The 12,404-nt window shown below is 64.2% G+C and carries 12 protein-coding genes; 7 read left to right on the plus strand and 5 right to left on the minus strand.

Translation table 11 applies throughout. From position 1 onward, the window contains the following. The first annotated feature begins 95 nt into the window (after positions 1 to 95). Positions 96 to 581, plus strand: a complete 486-nt coding sequence (locus tag XI08_RS17435) for a hypothetical protein (protein WP_271575335.1) — start codon at positions 96 to 98, stop codon at positions 579 to 581. A 106-nt stretch (positions 582 to 687) separates the two neighbouring features. On the opposite strand, the gene XI08_RS17440 is transcribed toward XI08_RS17435, so the two are convergent. Continuing rightward, positions 688 to 1,479, minus strand: a complete 792-nt coding sequence (locus tag XI08_RS17440) for a class I SAM-dependent methyltransferase (RefSeq protein ID WP_271575336.1) — start codon at positions 1,477 to 1,479, stop codon at positions 688 to 690. A 353-nt stretch (positions 1,480 to 1,832) separates the two neighbouring features. Between XI08_RS17440 and XI08_RS17445 the strand changes: the two genes are divergently transcribed. The 4 genes from XI08_RS17445 (at position 1,833) to XI08_RS17460 (ending at position 6,416) form a co-directional block, all read left to right on the plus strand. After that, positions 1,833 to 2,135 carry a DUF485 domain-containing protein gene (locus XI08_RS17445; protein WP_027542965.1) on the plus strand — a complete coding sequence of 101 codons (303 nt, stop codon included), beginning with the start codon at positions 1,833 to 1,835 and terminating at the stop codon, positions 2,133 to 2,135. 38 nt (positions 2,136 to 2,173) lie between these two features. Then, positions 2,174 to 3,823 carry a cation acetate symporter gene (locus XI08_RS17450; RefSeq protein ID WP_049823239.1) on the plus strand — a complete coding sequence of 550 codons (1,650 nt, stop codon included), beginning with the start codon at positions 2,174 to 2,176 and terminating at the stop codon, positions 3,821 to 3,823. 117 nt (positions 3,824 to 3,940) lie between these two features. After that, positions 3,941 to 5,743, plus strand: coding sequence for a putative nucleotidyltransferase substrate binding domain-containing protein (locus XI08_RS17455; protein WP_271575337.1), 1,803 nt, complete (start codon positions 3,941 to 3,943; stop codon positions 5,741 to 5,743). A 1-nt stretch (position 5,744) separates the two neighbouring features. Continuing rightward, a complete protein-coding gene (locus XI08_RS17460; RefSeq protein ID WP_027542962.1) occupies positions 5,745 to 6,416 on the plus strand; it encodes a 3'-5' exonuclease in 672 nt (223 codons plus the stop codon). A gap of 123 nt (positions 6,417 to 6,539) precedes the next feature. Here XI08_RS17460 and XI08_RS17465 read toward each other — a convergent pair whose 3' ends face one another. The 3 genes from XI08_RS17465 to XI08_RS17475 form a co-directional block, all read right to left on the minus strand. After that, positions 6,540 to 8,402 (minus strand): ABC-F family ATP-binding cassette domain-containing protein, encoded by a 1,863-nt coding sequence (locus XI08_RS17465; protein ID WP_271575338.1) that lies wholly within the window; start codon positions 8,400 to 8,402, stop codon positions 6,540 to 6,542. 71 nt (positions 8,403 to 8,473) lie between these two features. Then, entirely contained in the window at positions 8,474 to 8,653 is a 180-nt protein-coding gene (locus tag XI08_RS17470) for a hypothetical protein (protein ID WP_027542960.1), read from the minus strand. A 216-nt stretch (positions 8,654 to 8,869) separates the two neighbouring features. After that, positions 8,870 to 9,121, minus strand: a complete 252-nt coding sequence (locus tag XI08_RS17475) for a hypothetical protein (protein ID WP_027542959.1) — start codon at positions 9,119 to 9,121, stop codon at positions 8,870 to 8,872. A 310-nt stretch (positions 9,122 to 9,431) separates the two neighbouring features. Between XI08_RS17475 and ndk the strand changes: the two genes are divergently transcribed. Both ndk and XI08_RS17485 read left to right on the plus strand, forming a co-directional pair. Further along, positions 9,432 to 9,854, plus strand: a complete 423-nt coding sequence (gene ndk, locus XI08_RS17480) for a nucleoside-diphosphate kinase (RefSeq protein ID WP_011086893.1) — start codon at positions 9,432 to 9,434, stop codon at positions 9,852 to 9,854. 129 nt (positions 9,855 to 9,983) lie between these two features. Further along, entirely contained in the window at positions 9,984 to 10,844 is an 861-nt protein-coding gene (locus XI08_RS17485; RefSeq protein WP_271575339.1) for a TerC family protein, read from the plus strand. A gap of 48 nt (positions 10,845 to 10,892) precedes the next feature. Here the strand turns inward: XI08_RS17485 and ppx are convergent, their stop codons facing one another. Further along, a complete protein-coding gene (gene ppx / locus XI08_RS17490; protein ID WP_271575340.1) occupies positions 10,893 to 12,395 on the minus strand; it encodes an exopolyphosphatase in 1,503 nt (500 codons plus the stop codon). Positions 12,396 to 12,404: the final 9 nt, after the last annotated feature.

Genomic DNA, 12,404 nt, shown 5'->3' on the forward strand with positions numbered 1-12,404 from the left:
GTGATGTTGGGACAATCGTTTAGGGCTGGTCCTTCACACGGGGAATTTAGTTTATCGTGCGACATCAAAAGCTTCCCGGCTCGCTCATAGTTGCGTTGGCTGCGCTAGCACCGCTGGTCGCGGGCTGCTCGGGCGCGAGCGATCTGCTGTCCAAGGATGCCCAGTGGTTCAACACGCCCAGCCGCCTGTTCATCAAGAGCATCTCGATTGAATCGCCGCCGCTGACCCCCGACAAGCCCGTAACGGCGGAAGATCTGGTTAGCGCCGACGGGGCCTGTCCCGGCATGGCGCCGCCTCCTGGACCGGCTGATGCCAATGCGTCGACGACGGCGCCGATGGGCGGCACGGTCGCGCTCGGCCACACCGAATGCGACGTGGTGCGCGGCATCGGCGCGCCCTCGACCGTCAACCTCTCCAATGATGCCATCGGCCGGCGCGTCGCCGTGGTCACCTGGACCACCGGCCCGCGCGCCGGCATCTATACCTTCACTGCCGGCCGCCTGTCCTCGATCGAGGGCACGCCGGAGGCGCCGGCCGTGCCGAAGGCGACCAAGCCGAAGGCGAAGAAGAAGTCGGCGTAAGGCGAGCGCGGGACGGCTATGGCCGTCCTTGCATTGCATATTCGAACGACAGGATCTGACCGCCCGGTCCCCGGATTGCGGTGATCGTCGTTCGCGACCGTCCGCATCATCGAGCGGCTTTGCGTCCCTTGATCGCGGTGGCCGAGGCATGAACAGTGATCTCACCGCTCGCGCTCGCCGGCAGTCTTGCCCGCAGCCGGCGCATGAGCTCCGCGCTCTCCGTCTCCGACAGCCTCGCCAATATGCCGGCCGGGCTGCTGACGACCATCGACAGCCAGTAGTCATCGAAATTCGCAAACGTTCGCTCGACAACCAGTTCGCGGGTTTCGACCTCGCGGAGGCCGAGCTCCGCCCAAAGCGGCTTCAGCGCCTCGAACCGCGATACATCTGTACTTGGCGGACGCTGTGCAGGCTTGCCGAGAGCGTCCATCTCCTCCCACAGCGGCTGCGTGGGCGAGCCGCCCCGGACGATGTCCCAGGTGTAGGACGCGACCATGCCGCCGGGCCTGGTGACGCGGACCATCTCCGCGGCGCCCTTCTGCGCGTCGGGGACGAAGAACAGCGCCAGCGCCATCACCGCAACGTCAAAGCGGTTGGCGTCGTAGGGAAGGGCCATGGCATCGCCGATCGAAAGCTCGACCTGTTTGGCCGATAGTTTCGCGCGCGCCGTCGCGATCTGCGCGTCGGAGGGATCGATCGCGCAAACGGACGACGGGGCGGACGTCGCAAGGATGAGCTCGGTAAACGCGCCATTGCCGCAACCGACATCGACCCAGGTCAATCCGGAGCCTGGCGCCAGCCAGTCCAGGAAGAGTGCGCCGGCCGATCGGCTCCAGGGGGCCATGAAGCGCTCGTAAGCCACGCCGTCGGTGAACTTGATCGGTTCGGGTGCAGACATTTGAGCTATCCCTTCATCATTCCTTTGTTTGCATTTCGTCTCGGTTGGAAATCGCTTGGGCTAAAAAATGCCGATCGTTCTCGACTGTAGAGCCCGATCATCCGCAATGCGCTGACGCAAATTGCGTCCAACGTAACTCCAAATGTGCGCAAGCGACACGGGCCATTTCGTCGGCAGGCGCGGATGTTTCCGATTGACGCGCCGCCTGCAGACACATTCGCACGAGGAGCGACCGCGCTTGATCTGGATCATGGAGCCCGGCCGGCCGTCAGTGCAGGCTAGGACAGCTCCTCGAGAGAAGGGGCATCCGTCATGGCAAGAAATTTCAGAGGATCATCCAGGGGATCATTGACGTGAGCAACCTCGCCAAGATTGAACGCGATCCGAACTACCAGGAGCTCGTGCGCCGACGTTCGTCGCTGGGCTGGATGCTGTCGGGAGTTATGCTCGTCATCTACTTCGGCTTCATCCTGCTGGTCGCCTACGCTCCCAAGTTCCTCGGGATACCGCTGGGCAGCGGCGTGACGACGATCGGCATTCCAATCGGACTGTCCGTCATCGTGCTCGCCTTCGTGCTGACGGGTATCTATGTCCGCCAGGCGAATTCCAGTTACGACGTGCTCATTCGCAAGGTTGTCGAGGAGAACCGCCCGTGAAAAAATTCTCTTGGCTCTCGGCGATCCTGCTCGCAAGCATGCCCACCATTGCGCTCGCCGCCGGCAGCATCGACGGCGGCTCCAAACAGGCGACCAACTGGTCGGCGATCGGCATGTTCGTCGGGTTTGTTGGTCTGACGCTCGTCATCACCTATTGGGCCGCCAAGAGGACCGCATCGGCCGCGGATTTCTACTCGGCCGGTGGCGGAATTACAGGCTTCCAGAACGGACTTGCGATCGCAGGCGACTACATGTCGGCGGCGTCCTTCCTCGGCATATCGGGCCTCGTCTATACTTCGGGCTACGACGGCTTGATCTACTCCGTCGGCTGGCTGGTGGGATGGCCGATCGTCACCTTTCTGATCGCCGAACAATTGCGCAACCTCGGAAAGTTCACCTTTGCCGACGTGACGTCGTTTCGGCTCGGGCAGACCGAGATCCGCATCCTGGCGGCGTGCGGCTCGCTGGTGACGGTTGCGTTCTATCTCATCGCGCAGATGGTCGGTGCCGGTAAGCTGATCCAGCTGTTGTTCGGTCTCGACTACTGGATCGCGGTCGTCCTGGTTGGCGGCCTGATGATGATCTACGTGACGTTCGGCGGGATGAAGGCGACGACCTGGGTGCAGATCATCAAGGCGGTGCTGTTGCTCTCAGGCGCAACGTTCATGGCCGGCGCGGTCCTCTACAAGTTCGGGTTCAGCCCGGAAGCGCTGTTCACCAAGGCAACCGAGGTGCATCCCAAGAAACTCGCGATCATGGAGCCCGGCAGCCTGATTTCCAATCCGCTCTCCGCCATCTCGCTCGGTCTGGCGCTGATGTTCGGAACGGCGGGCCTGCCGCACATCCTGATGCGCTTCTTCACGGTGAAGGACGCTCAGGCTGCCCGCAAGTCGGTGTTCTACGCCACGGGTTTCATCGGCTATTTCTATATCCTGACCTTCATCATCGGCTTTGGCGCGATCACGCTGGTTTCGACCGACGCGATGTTTCTGGACGGGAGCATTCTCGAGAAGACCAAGAGCGGAATCGCGGCGATCAAGGGCGGCTCCAACATGGCAGCGATCCATCTCGCGAACGCCGTCGGCGGCAATCTGTTCCTTGGCTTCATTTCGGCCGTTGCCTTTGCCACAATCCTGGCCGTCGTGTCAGGCTTGGCCCTGGCCGGGGCATCATCCATCAGCCACGATCTCTACGGCATGGTGATCAAGGGCGGGAACGCAAACGAGCAGGACGAGATCCGGGTCTCGAAGATTGCGACACTGGTGCTCGGCGTGCTTGCGATCTTCCTGGGCATCGTGTTCGAGAACCAGAACGTCGCCTTCATGGTGGGCCTTGCTTTCGCCATTGCGGCGTCCTGCAATTTCCCCGTGCTGGTGATGTCGATCTTCTGGAGAGGCCTGACGACGCGGGGAGCCGTGTTCGGTGGCTTCCTTGGGCTGTTCAGCGCGGTTGTGGGCGTGGTCCTCTCGCCGGCAGTCTGGGAGGCGACGCTTGGCTTCGCCAAGGGGTCGGCTCCCATCAAGTTGGACAATCCGGCGCTGTTCTCGATGGCGCTCGCCTTTGCGGGGATCTGGCTGGTCTCGATCCTGGACCGCAGCAGGCGCGCCGCGGCCGATCGCGATGGCTTTGACGCGCAATATGTCCGATCTCAGACCGGTATCGGTGCTGCTTCGGCCACGGCTCACTAAGCGAGGATCCGCGGGACGTCGCTTCGGTACCGGCCGGTTCACATGGACCGGCCGGTGCTGCGCTTTCGATGGTCAATCGTCGGATCCTCGGATGGTCCGCATCTTCGAAAGGCCGAAATGCCCAAGGCGTTCGATATCACCAACCCGCCGTTCGATCGTCTGACGCCGAGCGAGGCCGAGACGTTGCGGGCCGCGCTGGACATCGGGTACTTCAGTCCGGGCGAAGCGATCATCAGGCGGGACACCCCGGCGGAGGCCCTCTATGTCGTGATCAAGGGCATCGTCGAGGAGCGGAACGAGGCCGACCTGCTGGCATTGCTCGGTCCCAAGGACACGTTCGACAGCCGCGCGCTCGTTCACGACCATAGCGGGCACCAGTTTCTCGCCCGCGACGAGACGCTTTGCTACGTGATCCCCAGGAGGGTCGCGCTCGATCTGATCAAGGCGAACCCGCGCTTTGCGGCTTTTTTCTACCGAGAGATATCCCAGAAGCTGGACGAGCTCGCCAACGACGAGGAGACGGGACGCTACGGTTCGTTGATGCACGCCAAGGTCGGCGAACTGTTCCTGCATCCGCCGGTGTTTCTGGCTGCCAGTGATACGATCGAGGCCGCCGGGCATCTGATGCGCGAGATCAACAGCAATGCGCTGTTTGTCCGGGACGGCGAGCGGATCGGCATCGTGACCGGCATGAACCTGTCCAAGGCGGTGGTGCTGCGGCGCCAGTCCATCCAGACGCCGATCGGCGAGCTCGCGAATTTCGACATCGTGTCGCTGCGCCGCGATGATTTCGTCTCCTCGGCTCTCCTGCTCATGACCAAGCACAACAAGCGGCGGCTTGCCGTGCGCGACGGCGAAGAGCTCGTCGGAATTCTGGAGGAGATCGATCTGCTGGGGTTCTTGGCGGGAAGCGCTCAAGTCACCGCCGGCCGCATCGATCGAGCCTCGAGTCAGCAGGACCTCGCCACCGCGGCGCGGGAGATCGAGACGCAAACGCGCGTGCTGCGACGGCAAGGGGTCAAGGTGGAGGTCATTGCGGAGATTGTCTCCGACCTCAACAGACGCCTGCTGTCTCGATTGTTCGAAATGATCGCGCCGGCCGAGCTGCGCACCAGCAGCTGCTTGATCGTGATGGGAAGCGAAGGGCGGGGCGAGCAGACCATCCGTACCGACCAGGACAACGGCCTTATCCTCGCAGGTCCGATGCAGGAAGAAATCCTGGAGGCGTTCCGTCAGGAATTCTTCGTCGCTCTGCAGAGCTTCGGCTTTCCGCCCTGTCCGGGCGATATCATGGTGCGCAATCCGCTGTGGTCCCGGCCGCTTTCGGACTATCGCGCGGATTTGCGCCGCTGGATCGTGCTTCCCGATCAGGCCGGGCACATGAATGTGGCCATCGTCTACGATGCGCAGGCGATCGCGGGCAATGAGCAGCTCCTGAACGACGCCAAGACGGCGCTGATCGACATGACCCGGGGCGAGCAGGCGTTCATGGCCCACTTCGCGCGCGCCGTTGACGCGTTTGAAACGCCGATCGGCCTCTTCAACAACCTGATCACGTCCGAGGGCACAGGGGATGCGCTGGATCTCAAGAAGGGCGGCATCTTTCCCATCGTGCACGGCGTTCGCAGTCTGGCGCTCGAACAGGGCCTGCGCGAGACCTCCACCGACAAGCGGATTTCCCGGCTCTGTGACCTCGGCGTGCTGCAAGGGGACTTTGGACGCGACCTGAAGCAAGCCTTCCGATTCCTGCTGATGCTTCGGCTCGACGGGCAGCTGGCCGCATCCGCGGGCGCGTCGGGGACTCTGGTGAGACCGGCGCAACTGTCCAGCATGGAGCGTCATCTATTGCGTGACGCGCTCCAGGTGGTGAAGAAGTTTCGGGAAATTGTCGGTCATCATTTCAAGCTCGGCGTGTTCTAGAATGCTGCCCCGTGCGATCAAACGACTGTTGCACCAGGCGACCCTGAGCGATCAATCGTATCGCTTCATGTTCGATCGCGCTCCGGACGACGAGTTTGTCGTCATCGATTGCGAGACCACCGGTCTGAATGTGCGAACGGACGACGTTGTCGCCATTGCAGCAATCAAGATCCGCGGCAACCGGATTTTGACCAGCGCGCGTTTCGAAGCCATCGTCCATCCCGATAGCGAACTGGAGGCGGAGGCGATCAAGATTCACCGCTTGCGCCGGTCCGACGTCGAAGCGTCGCCGATCGTCTGGAAGGTGCTGCCAGGCTTTCTGCATTTCATCGGGCCGCGCCCGCTGATCGGCTATTATGTCGATTTCGACATCGCCATGCTGGACAAGTACATCCTGCCGCTGGTGGGAATCGAGCTGCCCAACGAACGCATCGAAGTGTCGCGGCTTTACTACGAACGCAAATACGGCAACGCGCCTCCGAACACCCCGGTCGATCTGTCGTTCGCCGCGATCCTCCACGACCTCCGCATTCCGTCTCTTGGGCAGCACGATGCCTTCAACGACGCATTGATGACTGCGATGATGTTCCTGCAGTTGCGCGACCTGACCCGGCGCGGCGTACGTATCGCGCGCCAACGTGCCAGCCCCGTTTTCAACCAGTTCGGGGGATGACCGGGTCCAGCGCGGCGGAGCAGATTGCCCAATGGTAACAGATGGAATCGTGCAGGTATTTTGGGGTTGTTTTTCGGATTTTGATGGAGCCTCAGCCGGTCCCCGCCAGCCCAGCCTGCCAGACTAGCCCGCCGCCTCGTCGAACTGCGTGCTCGCCTCAAGCCATTGCTCTTCCGCGCGCGTTAGCGCGTCGGCGGCATTCGCGCGCGCCTTCGACAACTGCGCGGCCTGCTTGGGGTCGCGGGTGAAGATGTCGGGGAGCGATAGCGCGGTATCGATCTTGGCGATGATGTCGCTGACGCGGGCGATCTCGGCTTCCGCTTCCGCAATGCGCTTCTTCAGCGAGCCGCGATTGTCCGACTTCGGACGCGGCGGCTTCTCGCTTGCGGCGCTGCGTTCGCGCGGGGCGGGTTCGCTGTTGCGCGCCGACAGCACCAGGCGGCGGTATTCGTCGAGGTCGCCGTCGTAATTGGTGACGGTGCGGTCCGCGACGATCCAGAGCCGGTCGGCGCAGGCCTCGATCAGATAGCGATCATGCGAGACCATGATCACCGCGCCGGGGAATTCGTTGATGGCTTCGGCGAGCGCGGCGCGGCTGTCGATGTCGAGATGGTTGGTCGGCTCGTCCAGGATGATCATGTTGGGGCCGAAGAAGGTCGCAAGCCCCAAGAGCAGCCGTGCCTTCTCGCCGCCCGACAGCTTTGCCACCTTGGTGTCGGCCGCCTTGCCGGAAAAGCCGATCGCACCGGCGCGTGCACGCACTTTCGCTTCGGGCGCATCGCCCATCAGCTTGCGGACGTGATCGTAGGCGGAGGCGTCCTCGTTCAATTCGTCGAGCTGATGCTGCGCGAAATAGGCGATCGACAGCTTGTCGGCGCGCGTGACCTTGCCCGAGAACGGCGCGAGGCGGCCGGCGAGCAACTTCACCAGCGTCGACTTGCCGTTGCCGTTGGCGCCGAGAAGCGCGATGCGGTCGTCATTGTCGATACGCAAGGTGACGCGGCCGAGCACAGGTGTTGCCGGATCGTAGCCGACCGAGGCGTTGTCGACGGCGATGATCGGCGGCGACAGGATTTTTTCCGGCGCAGGGAAGCTGATCTCGCGCACGTCCTCGGTGACCAGCGCGGTGATCGGCTTCAGCCGCTCCAGCATCTTCACGCGCGATTGCGCCTGGCGGGCCTTGGAGGCCTTGGCCTTGAAGCGGTCGACGAAGGCTTGCAGGCGGGCGCGTTCGGCCTCCTGGCGCTTGACCGCCTTCGCATCGAGCAGCTCGCGCGCGGCGCGCTGCTCCTCGAAGGAGGAGTAGCTGCCCTTGTAGAGCGTGAGCTTGCCGCGCTCCAGATGCAGGATCTGGTCGACCGAGCTTTCCAGGAGGTCGCGGTCGTGGCTGATCACGATCACCGTGCGCGGATAATGTGCGAGGTGATCCTCGAGCCACAGCGTGCCTTCGAGATCGAGATAATTGGTGGGCTCGTCGAGCAGCAACAGGTCGGGGGCCGCGAACAGCGTCGCGGCGAGCGCGACGCGCATGCGCCAGCCGCCGGAAAATTCGGCGCAGGGCCGGAGCTGATCGGCGGCGGAAAAGCCGAGGCCGGAGAGGATCGCGGCGGCACGGCTCGGCGCCGAATGCGCGTCGATGTCGACCAGCCGGGTCTGGATCTCGGCGATCCGGTGCGGATCGGTGGCACTCTCGGCTTCGGCGAGCAGTGCGTCGCGTTCGAGGTCGGCCTTGAGCACGACCGAGATCAGGCTCTCGGGGCCGTTCGGCGCCTCCTGCGCGAGGCTGCCGACGCGCCAGCGTGGGGGCAGGGTCACCGTGCCGTGCTCGGCCGCGAGCTCGCCGCGGATCACCTTGAACAGCGTCGACTTGCCGGTGCCGTTGCGCCCGACCATGCCAACGCGCGATCCGGGCGTGATCTGCACGGAACTCTGGTCAATCAAAAGGCGTCCGGCGAGGCGGATGGAGAGGTCGGTGATGGACAGCATGCGGCCTTGTCACCGCAGCCGGGATCAAACGCAACCCGTTTTTGCGCTGCCCGTTCTATGTCTACGGCCTGTCAGTGAGCGCCGCCTTCGCGGTCGCGCTTCTTCAGCTCGTTGAGGAGCTGTTCGAGATGCGTCGGCAGCCGGGGGTCGGGGCGGAGACTCTGCTGAAGCCGTTCGCCCACGGCATCGCAAATCGAGCGGCTGGTGCGCCGATCGATCTGTTCGCTGTCATTGGCGAAAAAGCCCGTCATGACGAAGTTCCATGTTGCAGAGTAACGACACGGTACCAAGTCGTTGGCCTCCAAATGGTTTCGCCGCTCGTGGGGAATGTCCGGCGTTCTAGCAAAAATTGTATGAATTCGTCGTGCCTGCTCAAAAACGAGGCCCCGGCGGGGGGATCGCCGGGGCCTCTCTTGGAAGGGCCGTTGGGGGGGCGGGCGGCACCCTTAAGTTAAGGTGCTGCGGGCTCAGTAGCAGCGGTTGATCATCCGCCAGCGGGGTCCCCAGGGGGTCGGGACCAGCCGGCGCACATAGCAGCCGCCATAACCGTAGGAGACGGGGGCATAGTAGCGCGGGCCACCCCAGCCATAGCCGTGATGCCAGCCGCCGCCGTGCCAGCCCCAGCCGCCGCCATGCCAGTGAGCAGAGGCCGAGGTCGGTGCCAGCGCGGCACCCAGCGCGACCGCAGCGACAGCGGCAAGCGAAAGTTTCCTCAACATGGTGATCTCCTCAAAACTGCCGGCGCGGGGTATCGCGTCGATGGAAAGGCCGCCGAAACTGTCTGCCTGACGATCAGGCTTTGGTTTCGATAGACCCAACCTTACGCCGGCGAAGCTGAACCAAAGCCTGAATGGGGGCTTCAGATTGGGTTCATCTGGATGAAATCTCGGTAATCCACGTCTGGATCCGCCGGGGCGGCCTGCGGCGAAGCGCCCGGGAGGCGGTTTGGGCGGTCGCTTGCCGTCCGGCAAAGGCGCCGATATAAGCCCCGCAACTCCGAACCACTGCTTTCTTCTCAAGGACAAGATCATGGCCATCGAACGTACTTTCTCGATCATCAAGCCCGACGCGACCGCGCGCAATCTGACCGGTGCGGTTAACGCCGTGATCGAAAAGGCGGGCCTGCGCATCGTCGCGCAGAAGCGCATCCGCATGACCAAGGAACAGGCCGAAACCTTCTATGCCGTCCACAAGGCGCGCCCGTTCTTCGGCGAGCTCGTCGAGTTCATGACCTCGGGCCCGGTGGTCGTCCAGGTGCTCGAAGGCGAGAACGCCGTCGCCAAGTACCGCGACGCGATGGGCGCGACCGATCCGTCCAAGGCGGCCGAAGGAACCATCCGCAAGCTCTACGCAAAGTCGATCGGCGAGAACTCCGCACACGGTTCGGATGCGCCGGAGACCGCCGCGATCGAGATCGCGCAGTTCTTCTCGGGCAACGAGATCGTCGGCTGATCATTCAGCCGATTGAAGCGCGATGACAGTCATCGCGCTTCAATTTATTGTTTGGGCGTGATCTTTTCGGAAAACCGCTTCACTGTTCCGAATCATGCTTTTTGAGACGACGGGGCGAAAGGACGCATTGTGAACTGGCTCTGGCAGGTCTTCGATCCCGCTACGATCGGGGCATTCTTCACCCAGTTTCGCAACGAGATGGCCGAACCGACCTTCTGGATCGCGGTCGGCAAGATCATCTGGATCAACATCCTGCTCTCCGGCGACAACGCGCTGGTGATCGCGCTCGCCTGCCGCGGCCTGAAGCCGCGGCACCGGCTGTGGGGCATGATCATGGGCGCCGGCGCCGCGGTGCTGCTGCGGATCATCTTCACCGGCATCGTCGCGAGCCTGATGGAGCTGCCGTATCTCAAGCTCGTCGGCGGTCTCGCGCTGATCGTGATCGCAGCCAAGCTCCTGGTGCCGGAGAACGAGGACGAGGACGGCGTCGAGTCCGCCTCGCATCTGTGGCAGGCGGTGCAGATCGTCGTCGTCGCCGACATCGTCATGAGTCTGGACAACGTCATTGCGGTCGCCGCCGCTGCCAATGGCAGCGTGCCCTTGCTGGTGCTGGGTCTTGCCATCAGCGTGCCGCTGATCGTCGCCGGTGCCGCGCTGATCATGGCGCTGCTGGCAAAGCTGCCGGTCCTGGTCTGGGCTGGCGCCGCGCTGCTCGGCTGGATCGCGGGCGAGGTGATCGCGACCGATCCCGGCGTCGCACCGAAGCTCCACTCGCTGTTCGATGGCCCGCTCGGCGCCTCACTGGACAACATGCTCGGCGCACTGCGGATCCCGGCCCAATTCGGCCATGGCGGCGGAGGCGGCGAATATCTCTGCGCGGCGCTCGGCGTCGTCGTCGTGCTGGTCGTCGGCACCATCTGGCGCCGGCGCAGCCTGAGCCAGGCCGCGCTGGAATCCTCCGAGCGCCACGCCAAGGTTTCGGCAGAGTAAGCCTTTCCGAGGGACGTCTAGTTCACCTCTGCCGCAGGCAGAGGTGAACTACCGCCGCACGATCGAGCCGGCCCGGTTGACCAGGCGGGCGAGCTGGCGGAAGCGGCTGCCGACGCGGTCGGCGACGATGTCGCCGAGACGGTGCTCGAACACCAGCATCAATTTGCGGCCCTGGCTGCGGAAATGGGTGGCGGGCAGCACGCCTGGCCGTGCCGCCGAGATCAGATGCGCGACGCGGAATGCCGCGCCGAGCAGGCGGGCGCGGTCGAGCTGGGCCGGCGTCAGCAACTCCTGCGTGTTGGCCGGCGGCTGGTTTTCCTCGCTGAGGCCCGCATACCGATAGAACACGGATAGGCCGACAAAGGCGCGCTCGGTGTGGGTGATCGCGCCGAAATTGCCGTTGACGACGAGGCTGAGCGTCTGCTCGCCGCGGTGATCGGGATGCACGCGCCAGCCGATGTCGGAGAGCAGGCACGCGGTGTGGCGCAAGCGGCGGTCTTCGTCCGTCTCGCGCAGCTTCACCACGCGCGCCAGGCGATCGGTCCAGGCGATCAGCTCGCGGGCGTGCTTGGCCGAGCGCGACAGCAGCTGATTGAGCTCTTCGGCCGCGCAGATCAGCCCGTCCTTGTTGCGCTCGGTCTCCGGCAGCTTCTCGTGCAGCAGGCCCTCGCGCACACCGAAGGTCGAGAACACGATGGTCTTGGGCTTCGCCACCCGGATGATGTGTTCGAGCACCAGCGCCGCATAGGTGAGGAGCGGGCGCCGCGCATCGGCGACGATCTCGATGTCGGCGAGCATGTCGGCGGCCGCGAGACGGCGGAGGCGACGCGAAAAGTCGAGAGCCTCGGCCGCGGAGATGGAATAGCCGTGCATCACCTGGAGCGGATAGCCGCTCTGGATGATGTGGATGCGCGCGAGCGCGCGCCAGGTGCCGCCGACGGCGTAGAATGTGCGGCCGCTACCCGCCTTGAGCTGCGGCACCTCGTCGAGCTCCTCGCGCACGATACGGTCGGCGCGCTTGAGCGATTTGTGCGCGAGGTCCTGGAGCGCGAGCCCGCCGAGCGGCAGGGTCACGCCGCTGCGCACGCTGTTCCTGCGCACGTCGATCAGTTCGAGCGAGCCGCCGCCGAGGTCGCCGACGATGCCGTCGGGGTGGTGGATGCCGGAGATCACGCCGAGCGCCGACAGCCGCGCCTCGCGCGGGCCCGACAGGATCTCGATCTTGACGGCGCAGATGCGCTCGGCCTTGGCGATGAAGTCGGGGCCGTTGGAGGCGTCGCGGCAGGCGGCGGTCGCGATCGCGAACACGCGTCCGACCTGCATCACGCGACACAGCGCGCGGAACCGCTTCAGCGAGGTCAACGCCTTGTCGACGGCGTCGGGCGCGAGCAGGCCCGTGCTCTGCACCTCGCGCCCAAGGCCGCACAGCGTCTTCTCGTTGAAGATCGGAATGAGGCTCCGCGTCAGTCCCTCGTAGACGACGAGACGGACCGAGTTGGAACCGATGTCGATGACCGCGACGCTCGAGCCGCGCTTACGCGGCCGCTTCACGTCCACGAT

This window comes from Bradyrhizobium sp. CCBAU 11361 (genome assembly GCF_028128935.1).
Lineage (GTDB): Bacteria > Pseudomonadota > Alphaproteobacteria > Rhizobiales > Xanthobacteraceae > Bradyrhizobium > Bradyrhizobium niftali.

Excerpts from the sequence above, each read along its gene's own strand:
- XI08_RS17465 (WP_271575338.1), bottom strand. The coding sequence starts at position 8,402 with ATGCTGTCCATCACCGACCTCTCCATCCGCCTCGCCGGACGCCTTTTG.
- XI08_RS17450 (WP_049823239.1), top strand. The coding sequence starts at position 2,174 with ATGCCCACCATTGCGCTCGCCGCCGGCAGCATCGACGGCGGCTCCAAA.
- XI08_RS17440 (WP_271575336.1), bottom strand. The coding sequence starts at position 1,479 with ATGTCTGCACCCGAACCGATCAAGTTCACCGACGGCGTGGCTTACGAG.
- XI08_RS17455 (WP_271575337.1), top strand. The coding sequence starts at position 3,941 with ATGCCCAAGGCGTTCGATATCACCAACCCGCCGTTCGATCGTCTGACG.
- ndk (WP_011086893.1), top strand. The coding sequence starts at position 9,432 with ATGGCCATCGAACGTACTTTCTCGATCATCAAGCCCGACGCGACCGCG.
- XI08_RS17475 (WP_027542959.1), bottom strand. The coding sequence starts at position 9,121 with ATGTTGAGGAAACTTTCGCTTGCCGCTGTCGCTGCGGTCGCGCTGGGT.
- XI08_RS17470 (WP_027542960.1), bottom strand. The coding sequence starts at position 8,653 with ATGACGGGCTTTTTCGCCAATGACAGCGAACAGATCGATCGGCGCACC.
- XI08_RS17460 (WP_027542962.1), top strand. The coding sequence starts at position 5,745 with ATGCTGCCCCGTGCGATCAAACGACTGTTGCACCAGGCGACCCTGAGC.